Genomic DNA, 15775 nt, shown 5'->3' with positions numbered 1-15775 from the left:
CGCACTTGACTGATTAAGTAATGTTCGATTGACTCTCATAGTAAATAAAAAACCTCTAGGGGGAATGGAGAAAAGGAGTGATTCACAAAATCGCCGCAATGCTTGTGGCTGTGTTGTTCGTCGCCGGACTGGTCGGCGGCGGGACCTTCCTCGCAGAAGGAGGGGCGTCCGTGCAGACGGTCCAGCCCGCCAGGGAAAACGGACCCGCGGGCGGCGGCTGCTGCTGAACCGGCCGGCGCACCTCGGCCGACCGCCGTAAAAGGGAGTCCTACCCGGATACGCCCCGAGGGTCCGTGGGCGGAAAATGACAGGCGACTGAACGGCCACCCCCCACAGCCGTCTTCAGGGTCGCCGGGATTTCCCGTTCACACCTGCGCTGTTCCTCCCGTCGAAGTGAAGCGAACACGGGGCAGCGTGTCCGGAACCGGCATCCCGTCACGTACTCGCCGACCGTCGACGGATCGCCCCGCAGGGCACCGGTCGTACGTGCTCGCTGCAGCGCGGGATCAGGCACCGCCACCGCGTCGAGCAGCGCCCGGGTGTACGGGTGGGCAGGCCACTCGAACACCTCCTTGACCTCGCCGGTCTCGACGACGCGACCGGCATGCATGACCGCGACCCGGTCGGCCGTCTGACGCATCACGGCCAGGTCGTGCGAGACGAACAGACAGGCCGGGCCGGGCTCCTCCCTCAGCCTGCGCAGCAGATCGAGGATCCCGGCCCCCACGGACACATCGAGTGCCGACAGCGGCTCGTCCAGCAGCAGCAGCGCCGGCCGGGCGGCCAGGGCCCGGGCGATGGCGATGCGCTGCCGCTGGCCGCCGGAGAACCGGTGCGGGCAGGCGGACATGTCCTGCGGGCCGAGCCCGACGAGCCGCAGCACCTCCGCCACCCGCGCGGCGACACGCTCGGCCGGCATCCGCTGCACCCACAAAGGCTCGGCGACGATGTCACCGACCGGCATCCGCGGGTCCAGGCTCGACATCGGGTCCTGGGGCACGATCTGCACCGCACTCCGCAGCCGCCGGGCCGCCTCGCGCGACAACGACGAGGTGTCCTGCCCGAGGATCTCGATCGTCCCGCTCTGCGGGACCGCCAGGGAGATCACTTCGAGCAGCGTGGTGGACTTCCCGGCCCCGGACTCTCCCACCAGCCCCAGGGTCTCCCCCCGGCGCACCTCCAGATCGACCGACTCCACGGCGCGTACGACGCGTTCACCCGCCGTCCGTCGCCCCCGGCGCGGGCGCCACGGCCTCGACGCCTTCCACGGCCCGAAGGCGCCGGGCGCGGGATAGGACTTGGCGAGCCCGGTGATCCTCAGAACAGGCTCCGGCTCGGGCGCTCCCGCCGGCGGTCTGCGGTACACGGACGGCGGAAACAGCTCGACGGAGCTGCGCTTCACGGCCTCGTCGCCCCGGTGGCAGGCGGCCACATGCCCGTCATCCCCCCTGAGTTCGGGTATCTGCTTCCGGCACCTCTGCTCGACGAGCGGACACCGCGGGGCGAAGGCGCAACCCGGTCCGCTGCCACCCGCGGCGGGCGGTTCGCCCGGCACGGGGGTGGGCGGGGTCTCCCCGTCGACGCGGGGCACGGACCCGATCAGCCCCTTGGTGTACGGCATCCGGGACCGCGCGAAGAGCGCGTCAGCATCGGCGCTCTCGACGATCCGCCCGGCGTACATCACCGCGACCCGGTCCGCCGTCCCCGCCACCACGCCGAGGTCATGGCTGACCAGCAGCAGCGCCGCGCCGGTGGCCCGCCGTGCCGTCGTCAGCGCCGCGAGCACCTGGGCCCGCACGGTCACGTCCAGTGCGCTGGTGGGTTCGTCGGCCACGATCACCTCGGGGCGGCCCGCCATCGCCATGGCGATCATGGCCCGCTGCCGCATCCCGCCCGACAGCTGGTGTGGGTAGGAACGGGCGGCCCGGCCCGCCTCGGGCACCCCGACCGCATCCAGCAGCTCGGCCGCGACCCGCAGTGCCCCCTCCCGCCCCGGGCGCGGGCGCTCATGAATACGCAGCACCTCACCGATCTGGTCCCCCACCCGCTGCACCGGAGTGAACGCGCCGAGCGCGTCCTGGAACACCATGGCGATGTGCCGCCCCCGTACCCCGGCGAGCTCGCGCACGGGCAGCCCCACCAGCTCCCGCCCGAGCAGCCGCACCGAACCGCTCACCTCCACGCCGGGCGGGCACAGACCGAGCAGCGCCAGGGCGGTGAGGCTCTTCCCCGCGCCCGACTCGCCGACCAGCCCGAGGACTTCCCCCCGGCACAACCGGAGATCGACACCACGCACGAGCTCCTTGCCGGACGACCGACGCGCCCCCACCACCCCGACCCGCAGCCCACACACCTCAAGCAGCACATCACCCGTCACGCCCGGCCCCCGCGGTTTGGCCCTCGCACGCGGCGCTCCCTGCCATGACCCGCCCCAGGCTTTCCCTGCCTGTCACTTGTCACGTCCTGCCCCGCTTCTCCGATCGCCCATGCCGAAGTCCGTGTGCCGGTTGGACCGTGTTGCGTGCTGCGGGCTTCCTCGCCGGGGGGTGGTTTGTTGTGGGCGGGCTCCGGGCGGTTCGCCCTTCTCGTGCGGTGCTCCCCTGCCTTGACTCGCCTTGGGCTTTTCCTGCCTGTCACTTGTCACGTCCCGCCTCGCTTCTCCGATCGCCCATGCCGAAGTCCGTGTGCCGGTTGGACCGTGTTGCGTGCTGCGGGCTTCCTCGCCAGGGGGTGGCTTGTCATGACGGGCTCCGGCGGTTCGCCCTACTCGTGCGGCGCACCCCCTGCCATGACCCGCCCCGGGCTTTCCCGCCCGTCACCCGTCACGCCCAGCCCCCGCATCCCTGCCGGCCGTCACCACCGCCTCCGCCTCCGGATCCAGCGCAGCCCGCAACGCATCGCCGATGACATGGAAGGACAGGACCAGCAGCACCAGCAGCCCCGCCGGGAAGTAGAACATCCACGGATACGTCGTCGGCACATCCGCGGCATCGGCGATCAGTGTGCCGAGGGACACGTCGGGCGGCTGCACCCCGAAGCCGAAGTACGACAGTCCGGTCTCGCTGATGACGGCCCCGGCCACCGCCACCGTCGCGTCCGTGACGAGGAAGGACGCCATGTGGGGGAGGATGTGCCGCCGGATGACCGTGACCGGGCCGACCCCCATGTGCCGGGCCACCACCACGAACTGACGCTCCTTCAGCGATCGGGTCATGGCCCGCACCGCCCGCGCCGTGATCATCCAGCCGAACGCGGCGATCAGTCCGACGTACGCGAGCCAGCCCAGAGCCCGCAGCCGCGGCGCCACCACCACGAGGACCAGCAGCGCCGGCACCACCAGCATCAGGTCCACGAGAACCATCAGCGCCCGGTCAGCCCAGCCCCCGAAGTACCCCGCGCACACCCCCACGACCGCCGCGAGCCCCGTCGAGAAGCCCGCTGCCAGCGCCCCGATGAGCAGCGACTTCTGCAGCCCCCGGGCGCACTGCGCGTAGACGTCCTGACCGATCCGGTTGGTCCCGAGCCAGTGCCGGGCGTCCGGCGGCCGGTGCAGCGCCGAGTAGTCGATGTCGGCGTAACCCCACCCCGACAGATGCGGCCCGGCAAAGGCGAACAGGAACAGACCGAGCAGCAGAGCACCGCCCGCCACCGCGCCAGGTGAGCGGACCAGCCGCCGCCGTACCTCCGCCCCCCGAGCGGATCTCACGCGTACCGCACCCGCGGATCGAGCGCGCTGTGCAGCAGATCGGCTACCAGTCCGGCCAGCAGGACGAGCGCGGCGCTGAACACCTCGACCGCCATGGCCGCGTTCACATCGCCACGCTGCACGGACTCGATGAACCAACTGCCCATGCCGTGCCAGCCGTAGATCCTCTCCGTGAACACGGCGCCCGTGAACAGCGTCAGAAACCCGAAGGAGAAGAACGCAGTCAGCGGGATCAGCGAGGTCCGCAGGCCGTGCCGGAGCAGCGCGCGCCCCGGGGTGAGCCCCTTGGCCTGGGCGGTGCGCAGATGGTCCGAGGCGAGGACGTCCAGCGTGGCCCCCCGCTGATAGCGGCTGTACACGGCGATCGCGCCCAACGCGACCGAGACCGTCGGCAGGGCCAAGTGCACCGCAACGTCCCGGAGTTGGGCCGCCGGGCCGCCCTCCAGGCCGGGCGTCCGCTCGCCCGTGTACCGGATCACCGTGCGGCCCGCCGCGTCATTGACCGTGAGCGCACCCGCCTGCAGCAGCAACCCCAGCACGAACGGCGGCACCGACAGCACCGCGAAGGAGAACAGAGTCAGCGCCCGGTCGGGCAGCCGCCCCCGCCGCACCGCCGCCCACACCCCGGCCAGCACCCCCAGCACCGTCCCCACGGCCGTCCCGACGATCAGCAACCGCGCGGTGACCCCCACCCGCCGGCCGAACTCGGCGTCCACCGGCGTGCCGTCGAGTGTGCGGCCGAGATCCCCGTGCAGAGCCCGCCAGGCCCAGTGGCCGAACCGCTCGGTGACCGGAGTCCCGCTGTCGAGCCCGATTTCGGCGAGCCGCGCATCGACCACGGCGACCGGCGGCCGGGGCGTACGGTCCTCGAAGTAGGACCTCGGATCGAGTGCCGCGGAGGAAATCAAATAGCAGAGAAACGTTGAAGCGAGAAGCAATACGAGCCTGTTCGTCAGACGTTTTGCCAACAATGCGAGCATCGGGTGTCGGACTCCTCGGCAACCCGTCGGCTTCAAGTGCTTGACATGGGCCAATGTTAAGCTCGCCGTCGCCCCTTGAAGACGTGTTTGCGCTTTCTTACGGCAGACTGCTCGCTGAGGCGAACTCGCACGGGGGAGAGGGCATCGCAATGACGGGGTTCCGTATACGCGGCAGACGGTTGTGGCCCGCGCTGGTCTGGATCGCTCTCTGCGCTCTGCTGGGTGGCTGCACCGGTGCCCAGGGCCGCGCCGCCCCCGGCAACAGCAGCTCCAGCGCGGCGGTTCCGGCCTACGGCCGCACCGACGTCAACCCCCACCCGCGCAGCGAACTCCGGCAGGGCGGCACCCTGACACTGCCGATCTACCAGTGGCTGACACAGTTCAACTACTTCCAGGCGGACGGCACTCTGGACGACGTCTTCACGGTCATGAGCATGCTGGAGCCACGCCTGTTCACCCGCGACGCAGGAGGCGCACCCCAACGCGTGCCCGACTACCTGCGCTCCGCCTCCGTCACCTCCACCGCCCCGCAGACAGTCACCTACCGCCTCAACCCCGAAGCGAAGTGGACCGACGGAAGGCCGCTCGGCTGGCGGGACTTCGCGGCCCAGTGGCGTGCCCTGGGCAGAGGTGACACGCGGTACCGGATCGCCGATCCGAGTGGCTACGAGGACATCGCCTCGGTACGTCAGGGGGCGGACGCGCACGAGGTGAAGGTCACCTTCGAGCGGCCGTTCGCCGACTGGCAGCGGCTGTTCACGCCGCTGTATCCGGCTGCGGACTTCGGCGACCCGGCCGACTTCAACGCCGGTTGGCAGGGGAAGGCGCCGGTCACCTCGGGCGCCTTCAGGATCGGTTCGCTGGACGACACCGCCCAGACCCTGACCCTCGTGCCCGACCCCGCCTGGTGGGGAACCCGCCCCCGCCTCGACCGGGTGGTCTTCCGCACCCTCGACCCCACGACCGCCGTCCAGGCCTTCCTCAACGGGGAGATCGACGCCGTCAACGCCGCCTCCGCCGACCTCTACGACCGGCTCAAGAACGCCGCCGACACCGACATCCGCACCGGCTCCGCCTGGGACGACGTCCAGGTCGCCCTGAACGGCGCCGCGGGCCCCCTCGCGGACGTCCAGGTGCGCCGGGCCGTGCTGCGGGCCATCGACCGCCATGCCCTCGCCGAGGTGGCGGGAAGCGGCCTGCCGGTCGGGGTGCCGTTGCTCGGAAACCACTTCTTCATGACCAACCAGCCGGGATACGCCGACAATTCCGCTTCGCCGGGCACATACGATCCGAAGGCCGCCGAGCGAATTCTGGATCAGCGCGGATGGCACCGTACGGGCGGTGGCGGCACCCGTGCCAAGAACGGACAGGAGTTGCGCCTGCGTTTCGTACTCAGCCAGTCCACCAACCGACTTGGTCTCGACCTCTCTCAGCTGATCCAGCAGATGCTCCGGCGCGCGGGAATTTCGGTGGAGATCCAGAAAGTCCCGGCCGGTGACTACCTGTCCAAGTACCTCAACCGCGGGAATTTCGACCTGGCGATCTTCCGATTCACCGGATTGACCTATCCCAGCACCCTGTACCCGGTCTACCGGCGGCCGAGCGGCGGCCAGTTCTACGAGAACTACGGCAGGATTTCCAGCCCCGAGATCGACTCCCTGCTCGGTCGCGCCGTGCACACCCTGGACGCAGGACGCCGCGACCAGCTCTACAACCAGGCCGACCGCCTGATCTGGCAGCTGGGCCACGACGTCCTGCTCTACCAGCGCCCGCAGGTGCTCGCGGTCAGGCAAGGCCTCGCCAACTACGGCGTACCCGGCCTCGGCGACATCGACTTCACCGCGGTCGGCTGGCAGCGGTAGGGCCGGCTCAGCGTGTCGTAGCCCATCGCCACCGAGGCGAGCGTGACGTGATGGTGCCAGCCGCGGAAGGACCGCCCCTCGAAGTCGGCGAGCCCGAAGTCCTGCTGCAGCCGGCCGAGACTCTCGCCCGACAGCGCCCGCAGCTGCGCCAGCGGCAGCACGTCCGACAGCCTGCGCCCGGGCAGATTGGTCAGCCAGTACGTACGCGGGGTGGGCCGCCCGTACGGCCAGTCGGTGACCAGATGCCTCGGCCGCTGCGGCGGCTGCGCCCCCGCGGACCGGGCGCCCGCACCCCCGCCGTGGGGCGCCTCGGTCAGCAACAGGGCCGGCGCGGACAGGACCTGGGACTGCCGCATCCGGGCCGTCGTCCGGTCCTGCCAGGCGATCGGCATCCGCTTGCGGTGCTGGACGGCGTGCACGGCCAGCTCCGTCAACGTCCCACTGCCGTACGGGGATCCGGCACACGGCCTGGGCAGGGTGACCGCGGTGCTGGGCGAGGCCTCGACCAGATACGCCAGGCCACGCGCCTCAAGACCACGCAGCAGGGGCGCCACATCGGCCTCGCCACGCCAGTCCACCAGCACCGGCAGTGGCTCCAGATACCACTCCTCCAGCATCTCGTCGACGGCCTCCAGGATGTACCGCCAGCGCGGCCTGGACCGCTCCTCCGGCGGCAGATGCGCCTGGGTGCGCAGCCGTTCGTCGCGGTCCCAGCGGGCCGGCAGCATCAGCCGCCAGCTGACCGGGACCCCGCCGTGCCGGCCCACCAGCGAAGTGGCCAGCGCCAGCTGGCAGTTGACGGTGCGCTCCAGCGAGGGCGCGTACTGCCGGGCCACGCCCACGGAGCGGTCGCCGTTCTTGGCGAAGACGACCTCGTCGACGCACCAGGCCTCCGACTTCAGGGCCCGGCTCAGCTGCCCGGCGAGCCGCCGGCGCACCGGACCGCACGGCCACGGGCTCTGGTTGACGAACTGCTGGATCTGCTGGACGGCCCGGCGGCCGAGGACCTGTTCGGAGATGCGGGCCGGGGTCTTGCGGCCGGGCACATCCAGCAGTCCACGGACATAGACCTCGCCCCAGCGCCGCTGGTCGGAGCGGCTCAGGGTGCCGAAGAGGTCCTGGCAGTAGGCGGACAGGTCCACCGGCTCTACGGGCACCTCGTAGGGCGGGCCGAAGTCAGGCTCCGCGGCAAGGATTCCGGGGGGCAGGGTGGTGGTCACGGTTCAGTCCTCCTCGCCCTCTAGCAGGAAGGCGTCGGTGGCCATCAGGGCTTCGCGGACCTCGGGCAGGACGGAGCCGACGACGACGAAGTCGACGTCGAGCCCTGCCTTGGTGCGCTGCACGAGCAGTTCGTTGACCGCGGGCCGGCACATCTCGCTGACCTCGGACAGATGGAACTCCACGCGCCGGGGGCCCGCGGCCATGACCTCGCCGAGGACCCGGCGGAACTTGTCCAGTTCGCCGCCGTCGACCGCGCCGCCGCAGCGGACGTGCGCGGTACCGCCGTCGAACTCGCTGCGCATCCTGAGGCGCATCTGCACGGGCTCCAGCTCCACCCGCACCCGCACCGGTCCGTCGCTCTCGGGGAGCTTCACGGTCAGGTGCTTGGCGTCGAAGTGATGGTGCTCGCGCCCGTCGACCCACACCCGGGTCAGCTCCACAGAGCCGGGCGGCAACAGGTCGGGCGCCACCCGCAGTTCGCGCTCCGGCAGGTCGTCGGGGCGCGGCCGGAAGTACAGAGTGAGCGGCTCGTGGCTGATCAGCAGTCCGGTGTAGGCGGCCGCCAGATAGCACAGCTCCAGCGAGTGGTAACCGGCCATGGCGTGCGAGCCCTTGAGCCGTTCGGTGCCCACCAGGTACGGGATCCCGTCGGCGAGCACATTGAAGTAGACCCCGCCGTCCTGGTGGTCGAGGAAGAAGGCGTTGTAGAAGGAGGCGGCCTCCCGCGCGAGGCGAAGCGACTCGGGGTCGTCCGCCGTCCCCGCCAGGATCAGATAGGCGAGGATCGCCTGCTCCTGCTGCCACCAGGCCTTGCGGTCGTGCCACACCATCCGGTGGATGCCGCTGTCCGCGTCCGCCCGCCGCTCCACCACGTCGTACCAGCCGCCGCGCTGCTGGTCGCTGCCGACCGGCGGCATGATCTCGCCGATCCGCCGGGCGGTCTCGGCGTACTCCTGCTTGTCGTGCAGGGCGCGGATCCGGGTGAGGTTCCAGGCGATCTTCAGGTTGTGCCCGACCACCGCCCGGTCCTGCTGCCAGCCCCAGGTGCGGTCCGGACTCCAGTCCTCGTGGAAGCGCTCCTGTACGAACGGGCTGTCCGGCTCGTCCGGGAAGCGCGCGACGATGGTGTCCGCGGTCTCCTCCAGAAGCTCCGCGAAGTCCTCACGACCGGTGGCCAGATAGGCGTTGATCAGATAGGCGGGGGCGTGGTCGCCCACCGAGTTCCAGTTCTTGCGGGAGCGGTTGCGGCCCAGCGCGTCGTCGCAGGGGGAGAGGTTGATCGGGTCGATGTGCGAGAAGAAGCCCCCGCGCTCCTCATCACGGAAGTACCGCTGGAACAGGGCGACCGTCCGGTCGATGTCCTGAAGGATCCGCGGGTCGCCGGTCACCCGGTACGTCTGGGTCGGCCCGGCCAGCGCGTAGATCTGCTCGTACATCGGGATGGCGTCGAAGTCGTCCCCGAACTCCGAGGCGTACACCTTGCGGCGCCCGGTCGGCGTGATGTCCATGCCGTGGTACCAGTAGACGATCCCGTCCTGCTTGTCGTCGACGCGCATGTACTGGCGTAAGTACTCGGTCCCGCTCTCGGCCGCGTCCAGGAACCGGTCCTCGCCGGTCAGCAGATACGCCGTCGAAAGGCCGTAGACCAGCCGGGAGATGGTGTCGGTCTCCTGCCGCACGTTCGCACCCGCGTGCTCGGGCAGGTGCGCCCCGTCGAGGGTCAGGTGCGTGCGGTAGTTGCGCCAGTCGAACTTGCCGTCGGGGAACTGGCCGCGCAGATAGAAGTCGGCGATCGCGGCGGCCTGCCGCACCCACCAGTCGGGGTGCTCGAAGACGTAGTGGCCGCGGCTCTCCTCGGGGAAGGTGATCTCCTTCGCCTCGAAGCGCGCGCCGCCCTCCCACTCGTAGAAGATCCCGTACGCGAACAGGAAGCGCCCGGTGCCCAGCATGTCCCGGGTGCGTGAGGTGGTGTCCTGGTACGGGTCGCCCAGGTTGCGGACGATGCGGGAGACGACGTTGCGGGCCAGGTGCACGGTGAACTCGCGGCCGTCGGAGGTGCGCAGCCCGAAACGGTGCTGGGTGGGGCTGTGGTAGGTCACATATCCCGCGAGGGTGTCGGAGAAGATACGGCGGTCGGTGGTGGCACTCATCTCGTCATGTGCCCTTCTCGTCGGGTAGCGCCACTAGCAGGACGACACTGCGGCCGTGGGCGTGGAAGACGGCCCCGTCGACCGGTTCCTCCGCGCCGGCGGGCAGCAGGTCGTGCGGCCCTGAGCAGGCCGTGTCCAGAACCCGGAACCAGCGGTGGCCCTCGACGGGCGGCAGCTCGAAGTCCAGGCCCAGGTGGTACATGTTCAGGATCAGATGCAGGTCGGGGTCGCCGTCGAAGCCGCCGAGCGTGGCCGCCAGCACCCGGGCGTCCGCGTGGTCCCAGCCGGGACACAGCAGCTTGGTGCCGTGCCAGGTGACGTCGGCCTGGCCCCGCTCATTGCGGCGCTCGGTGAAGAAACGGGCCTCACGGAAGGTCCTGAAACGCTTGCGCAGCCCGATGACCCGTTCGGTGAAGGAACGTATCTCCGTTTCCTTCTCCGCCTGCCCCCAGTCCAGCCAGGAGGTCTCGTTGTCCTGGCAGTAGGCGTTGTTGTTGCCCTGCTGGCTGTTGCGGAACTCGTCCCCGGCGAGCAGCATCGGCACGCCCCGGCTGAGCATCAGGATCGACAGGAAGTTCTTGATCTGCCGCACCCTGAGCCGCTCCACCTCCTCGGAGTCCGTCGGGCCCTCCACCCCGCAGTTCCAGCTGAAGTTCTCGTGCGCGCCGTCGGCGTTCGACTCGCCGTTGGCGTGGTTGTGCTTGTGCTGGTACGAGACCAGGTCGTTGAGGGTGAACCCGTCGTGGCAGGTCACGAAGTTGATGCTGTTGGTGGGCAGCACCTGCTGCGGGAAGAACAGGTCGGCCGAACCGCCGAGCCGGGAGGCGATCTCCCCGACCAGACCGGCGTCCCCGCGCACGAAACGCCGTACGTCGTCCCGGAACGGCCCGTTCCACTGCGCCCAGCGCTTCCCCGGGAACCGGCCGACCTGGTACAGCCCGCCACCGTCCCACGGCTCCGCGATGATCTTCGTCTCGGCGAGCACCTGCGACAGCTCGATCGCCCAGAGGGCCGGCGGTACGGCCATCTCGTACCCCATGGGCCCACGGGACATCTCCGAGGCCAGGTCGAAGCGGAAGCCGTCGACATGGTGCTCGGTCACCCAGTACTCCAGGCACTCCAGGATGAACTTGGTGACCATCGGATGGTTGGCGTTGACCGCGTTCCCGCAGCCCGTGAAGTCCATGTAGCGGCTGCGGTCCTGCGGCCACAGGTGGTAGTACGCCTCGTTGGCCAGGCCCCGGAAGCTGATCGTCGGCCCGTACTCGTTGCCCTCGCTGGTGTGGTTGAAGACCACGTCGAGGATGACCTCGATGCCCGCCCGGTGCAGCGCCTTGACCATGTCCCGGAACTCGGTGATGTGTCCCGCGAGATGGGGCTCGGCGCAGTAGCCGGTGTGCGGGGCGAAGAAGCCGTACGGGTCGTAGCCCCAGTAGTTGCGCAGCAGTGTGCCGTCCGGGCCGGTGCGCAGGATCTGCGTCTCGTCGAAGTCGAAGACGGGCAGCAGTTCCACGGCGGTGATGCCGAGCCGCTTCAGCTCCGGGATCTTGTCCACGACCGCGGAGAAGGTGCCGGGGTGGGCGGCGCGCGAGGTGGGCGAGGCGGTCAGGCCGCGGACGTGCATCTCGTAGATGACCGTGTCCGTCATCGGCGTCCGTAACGGACGGTCGCCCTCCCAGTCGTAGTCGTCGAGGTCGACGACCAGGCTGCGCATGCAGTGCTCCACGTTGTCCCCGCCGCCGATGGCGTGCGTGCGGTCCCAGCAGCTGTTGATGTTGGCGCGCGCATACGGGTCGAGGAGCACCTTGCGGTGGTTGAAGCGGGCCCCCGAGTGGTGGGTGTTGCGGGGGCCGTCGATCCGGTACGCGTACACCTGACCCGGACCGACGCCGGCCACATGGCAGTGCCAGAAGTGGAAACTGCGGTGCCGCTCGGGGTGCAGGCGCACGACACGGGACGGCAGGGGTGCGTCACAGCGGTCGAAGAGCAGCAGGTCGACGCGCGTGGCGTGCTCGGAGAAGAGCGAGAAGTTCACGCCGTCGGCGTCGACGGTGGCGCCCAGTGGCTGCGGGCGCCCCGGTGTGACTCTCGGGACGGCCTCCGGCCGACGCTCCATCGTCAGGCTTCCCTGGGTCGTCACAGAGCTTCACCTCTTGTCACCTGGGAGTCACTGGCTCCGAACCAGTCAACAAGCCCTGTAAGGTCGAGTCAAGTGAAATGTAAATCCGGAGGGCGTCTCGGAGCCCGGCGCGCGCCGGAGCGCACGCGGGGAGCTGGGGCTTCGCCCGACCTCGGGGAATCTTGCGGAATCCGCGGGGGAACGGCGGCGGACGGCGGGTTGTGGCCAGACCGGCCGTGAACGTACGACGAAGCCCCCGGCCGCTGAGCGGCCGGGGGCTTCGGCTGGTGTCCGAGGGGGGACTTGAACCCCCACGCCCGATAAAGGGCACTAGCACCTCAAGCTAGCGCGTCTGCCATTCCGCCACCCGGACAAGGTGTCTGTCGTGCGGGGTTTCCCCCGCGGCGACGAAGGAAACATTACCAGGCTTTCGAGACGTCCCCGGTCACCCCCCGTCCGGCGTGAACGGCGTGTGACGGAGGGGGTCCGGTCTTGGGGAGCAGTCGGGCGCAGAGGGAGGATGAGGGTTACCACCAGCAGTGACAGCGGGAGGAAGCACGTGAGCGACACGGACACGACCAGGGGCGTCACCGGCGAGGACGAGGTCGTGGACCTCTGCCGCGAGCTGATCCGGATCGACACCAGCAACTACGGCGACCACTCGGGACCGGGTGAGCGGGCCGCCGCCGAGTACGTCGCCGAGAAGCTCGCCGAGGTGGGTCTCGACTCGAAGATCTTCGAGTCGCACCCGGGCCGGGCCTCCACGGTCGCCCGGATCGAGGGCGAGGACCCGTCACGGCCGGCCCTCCTCATCCACGGCCATCTCGACGTCGTACCGGCCAACGCCGACGACTGGACCCACCACCCCTTCTCCGGCGAGGTCACCGACGGCTGTGTGTGGGGGCGCGGGGCCGTCGACATGAAGGACATGGACGCGATGACCCTGGCGGTCGTGCGCGACCGGCTGCGCAGCGGGCGCCGGCCCCCGCGCGACATCGTCCTCGCCTTCCTCGCCGACGAGGAGGCGGGCGGTACGTACGGCGCCCGGCACCTCGTCGACAAGCACCCCGGCCTCTTCGAAGGGGTCACCGAGGCGATCAGCGAGGTCGGCGGCTTCTCCTTCACGGTCAACGAGCAGCGGCGGCTCTATCTGATCCAGACGGCCGAGAAGGGCATGCACTGGATGAAGCTGACCGTGGCCGGCACCGCCGGACACGGGTCGATGATCCATCGCGACAACGCCATCACCGAGCTGTCCGAGGCCGTCGCGCGGCTCGGGCGGCACAAGTTCCCGGTACGGGTGACCAAGACCACCCGGGCCTTCCTCGACGAACTCGGCGACGCGCTCGGCACCGAGCTGGACCCGGAGGACATGGAGGGGACCCTGGCCAGGCTCGGCGGCATCGCCAAGCTCATCGGCGCGACCCTGAGCAACACCGCCAACCCCACGCAACTGGGCGCCGGTTACAAGGTCAACGTCATCCCGGGCGAGGCCACGGCGCACGTCGACGGGCGCTTCCTGCCCGGCTACGAGGAGGAGTTCCTCGCCGACCTGGACAAGATCCTCGGGCCCAAGGTGAAGCGCGAGGACGTGCACGCCGACAAGGCCGTCGAGACCACCTTCGACGGGGCGCTGGTGGACGCCATGCAGTCCGCGCTGGTGGCCGAGGACCCGGCCGCCAAGGCGATCCCGTACATGCTCTCCGGCGGCACGGACGCCAAGTCCTTCGACGAACTGGGCATCCGCGGCTTCGGCTTCGCGCCGCTCAAGCTGCCCCCGGAGCTGGACTTCGCCGGCATGTTCCACGGGGTCGACGAGCGGGTGCCGGTCGACGGCCTGAAGTTCGGCGTGCGCGTGCTGGACCGCTTCATCGACGCCTCGTGACCTTCGTAATCGGCCGCGCGTACGGAGCGGGCCCGAGAAGGGTGAATGCGACCATCAGCTCGTAGCTCCATTACTTCCTCCTCGTTACAGGTAATGCGATCAGCAACACGAGATCGCTTTTGCCAACAAGGAGGAATAATGCTCAAGAAGGTCGTAGCCGCTGCGGCTGCCACTGGTGGTCTGGTTCTCGCGGGTGCGGGCCTGGCCGTCGCCGACGCCGGTGCTCAGGGTGCCGCGGTGCACTCCCCGGGTATCGCTTCCGGCAACGTCGTTCAGGTGCCCGTTCATGTCCCCGTGAACGTCTGCGGCAACACGATCTCCGTGATCGGGCTGCTGAACCCCGCCTTCGGCAACACCTGCATCAACAAGTGACGTCGACCCGCTGAGGGTCGTCACGCCCGTCGGCTCCGGAGCGCGCGCCATGCGCTCCGGAGCCGACCGGCCTTTTCGCGAATTTCCACGCGAGATGTCGCGAGATTTCAGGTCAGGAATGAAGGCAGGGAGAATTCAGCAATGCGACAGGTCACCCGCAAGGGCCTGATGACCGTGATGGCGGCGACCGGTGTGCTCGCCGCGGCGGGCGGTTACGCCCACGCCGACTCGGGCGCGAACGGCTCCACCTCGGACTCGCCCGGCGTACTGTCCGGCAACACGGTGCAGGCGCCGGTACATGTGCCGGTGAACGTCTGCGGCAACACGGTCAACGTCGTCGGACTGCTCAACCCGGCGAGCGGCAACGAGTGCAGCAACGAGGGCGGCGGCAGCTCGGCCGGCGGGCACGGCGGTTCCGGCGGCGGAGCCCACGCCGGCGGCCACGCCAGTCACTCGCCCGGCATCGGCTCGGGTAACACCGTCCAGGCGCCCGTCGACGCGCCGGTGAACGTCTGCGGCAACACCATCGACGTCGTCGGACTGCTCAACCCGGCGAGCGGCAACGAGTGCAGCAACGAGGGCGGCGGCAGCTCGGCCGGCGGGCACGGCGGTTCCGGCGGCGGAGCCCACGCCGGCGGCCACGCCAGCGACTCGCCCGGCATCGGCTCGGGCAACACCGTCCAGGCGCCCGTAGACGCACCGGTGAACGTCTGCGGCAACACCGTCGACCTCGTCGGCATCGGCAACTCCGCCGAGGAGAACGAGTGCACCAACGGCGGTTCGGGCGGCGGGCACACGACGCCTCCGGGAGGCGGCCACCAGACGCCCCCGCCCGGCAACCCGGGGCACCCCGGACACCCGGGCAACCCCGGCCACCCGGGTAACCCCGGCCACCCGGGCACCCCTGGGCACCCGGGCAACCCGAACCAGCCCGGTCACCCCGGCCACCCGAGCACGCCGGGCGGCTCCTCGCACACCAACCACCCGGGCACCCAGACGGTGACCCAGCCGCAGGGCAGCGCACAGCTCGCGCACACCGGCAGTGACCTGCCGATCGGCGTCGTGCTCCCGGTGGGCGCCGGAGCGCTGCTGGCGGGCGCGGTGATGTACCGCAAGGCGCGCGCCTCGGTCTGAACCGGCGCATCTCCACGCCAAGCACCGCAAACTTCCCCTACGGTGCACAGAACGGAGCGGGCCCCGTGCTGGCGGGGCCCGCTCCGTTTCCGTCGTCTCCGTCGTCGCCTCAGCTCACCACGTGGCCCGCACCTGGCGGATGATCCGCCGGCGCAACCGCACCCTGCGGCTGCCGTCGCGCAGCAGGCTCAGGCGGTCCAACTCCCAGTGTCCGTACTCGGCATGGTCCGTCAGCAGGCGTGTGGCGTCCTTGCGGGAAACTCCGCGCGGTACGTACACGTCGACAAATTCGTATTCCGGCATCGCATCTATTGTGCGGGCTGGGGCCCGGTACGGATAGCGTCTG

At 70.0% G+C, this 15775-nt stretch carries 11 protein-coding genes and 1 tRNA gene; 4 read left to right on the top strand and 8 right to left on the bottom strand.

What is annotated here, in order from left to right:
- Positions 1-268: 268 nt before the first annotated feature.
- From ACWDAG_RS24225 to ACWDAG_RS24215, 3 genes are all read right to left on the bottom strand, one after another.
- Positions 269-2296, bottom strand: coding sequence for a dipeptide ABC transporter ATP-binding protein (locus ACWDAG_RS24225; RefSeq protein WP_450697642.1), 2028 nt, complete (start codon positions 2294-2296; stop codon positions 269-271).
- A gap of 519 nt (positions 2297-2815) precedes the next feature.
- Entirely contained in the window at positions 2816-3706 is an 891-nt protein-coding gene (locus ACWDAG_RS24220) for an ABC transporter permease (protein ID WP_450697641.1), read from the bottom strand.
- Positions 3703-4686, bottom strand: a complete 984-nt coding sequence (locus tag ACWDAG_RS24215; protein WP_450697640.1) for an ABC transporter permease — start codon at positions 4684-4686, stop codon at positions 3703-3705. Before ACWDAG_RS24215 ends, ACWDAG_RS24220 begins: the two co-directional genes overlap by 4 nt.
- 149 nt (positions 4687-4835) lie before the next feature.
- On the opposite strand from ACWDAG_RS24215, the gene ACWDAG_RS24210 reads away from it, so the two are divergent.
- Positions 4836-6548 carry an ABC transporter family substrate-binding protein gene (locus ACWDAG_RS24210; protein WP_450697639.1) on the top strand — a complete coding sequence of 571 codons (1713 nt, stop codon included), beginning with the start codon at positions 4836-4838 and terminating at the stop codon, positions 6546-6548.
- On the opposite strand, the gene ACWDAG_RS24205 is transcribed toward ACWDAG_RS24210, so the two are convergent.
- The 4 genes from ACWDAG_RS24205 to ACWDAG_RS24190 form a co-directional block, all read right to left on the bottom strand.
- Positions 6491-7705: an IS701 family transposase gene (locus ACWDAG_RS24205; RefSeq protein WP_450697784.1), complete on the bottom strand. Its 1215-nt coding sequence runs from the start codon at positions 7703-7705 to the stop codon at positions 6491-6493. The genes ACWDAG_RS24210 and ACWDAG_RS24205 overlap by 58 nt on opposite strands.
- A gap of 66 nt (positions 7706-7771) precedes the next feature.
- The gene (locus ACWDAG_RS24200) at positions 7772-9919 is read right to left on the bottom strand and encodes an AGE family epimerase/isomerase (RefSeq protein WP_450697638.1); all 2148 of its coding nucleotides are present in this window, start codon (positions 9917-9919) and stop codon (positions 7772-7774) included.
- Between the two features lie 4 nt (positions 9920-9923).
- Positions 9924-12059 carry a glycogen debranching protein GlgX gene (gene glgX / locus ACWDAG_RS24195; protein WP_450697637.1) on the bottom strand — a complete coding sequence of 712 codons (2136 nt, stop codon included), beginning with the start codon at positions 12057-12059 and terminating at the stop codon, positions 9924-9926.
- Positions 12060-12323: 264 nt separating this feature from the next.
- A tRNA-Leu gene (locus tag ACWDAG_RS24190) sits at positions 12324-12411 on the bottom strand.
- Between the two features lie 186 nt (positions 12412-12597).
- Here ACWDAG_RS24190 and ACWDAG_RS24185 point away from each other — a divergent pair.
- The 3 genes from ACWDAG_RS24185 (at position 12598) to ACWDAG_RS24175 (ending at position 15429) form a co-directional block, all read left to right on the top strand.
- Positions 12598-13923 (top strand): M20/M25/M40 family metallo-hydrolase, encoded by a 1326-nt coding sequence (locus tag ACWDAG_RS24185; protein ID WP_450697636.1) that lies wholly within the window; start codon positions 12598-12600, stop codon positions 13921-13923.
- Positions 13924-14061: 138 nt separating this feature from the next.
- Positions 14062-14295 carry a chaplin ChpH gene (chpH, locus tag ACWDAG_RS24180; protein WP_030947654.1) on the top strand — a complete coding sequence of 78 codons (234 nt, stop codon included), beginning with the start codon at positions 14062-14064 and terminating at the stop codon, positions 14293-14295.
- 141 nt (positions 14296-14436) lie between these two features.
- Positions 14437-15429, top strand: coding sequence for a chaplin (locus tag ACWDAG_RS24175; RefSeq protein WP_450697635.1), 993 nt, complete (start codon positions 14437-14439; stop codon positions 15427-15429).
- A gap of 114 nt (positions 15430-15543) precedes the next feature.
- On the opposite strand, the gene ACWDAG_RS24170 is transcribed toward ACWDAG_RS24175, so the two are convergent.
- Complete coding sequence (locus tag ACWDAG_RS24170) at positions 15544-15732, bottom strand: DUF5703 family protein (protein ID WP_005485166.1); 189 nt, start codon at positions 15730-15732, stop codon at positions 15544-15546.
- Positions 15733-15775 lie beyond the last annotated feature (43 nt).

It is taken from the genome of Streptomyces sp. NPDC001157, from assembly GCF_053598255.1.
This window is presented reverse-complemented; position numbering and strand designations above follow the sequence as displayed.

Excerpts from the sequence above, each read along its gene's own strand:
- ACWDAG_RS24175 (WP_450697635.1), top strand. The coding sequence starts at position 14,437 with ATGCGACAGGTCACCCGCAAGGGCCTGATGACCGTGATGGCGGCGACC.
- ACWDAG_RS24210 (WP_450697639.1), top strand. The coding sequence starts at position 4,836 with ATGACGGGGTTCCGTATACGCGGCAGACGGTTGTGGCCCGCGCTGGTC.
- ACWDAG_RS24170 (WP_005485166.1), bottom strand. The coding sequence starts at position 15,732 with ATGCCGGAATACGAATTTGTCGACGTGTACGTACCGCGCGGAGTTTCC.
- ACWDAG_RS24200 (WP_450697638.1), bottom strand. The coding sequence starts at position 9,919 with ATGAGTGCCACCACCGACCGCCGTATCTTCTCCGACACCCTCGCGGGA.
- chpH (WP_030947654.1), top strand. The coding sequence starts at position 14,062 with ATGCTCAAGAAGGTCGTAGCCGCTGCGGCTGCCACTGGTGGTCTGGTT.
- ACWDAG_RS24215 (WP_450697640.1), bottom strand. The coding sequence starts at position 4,686 with ATGCTCGCATTGTTGGCAAAACGTCTGACGAACAGGCTCGTATTGCTT.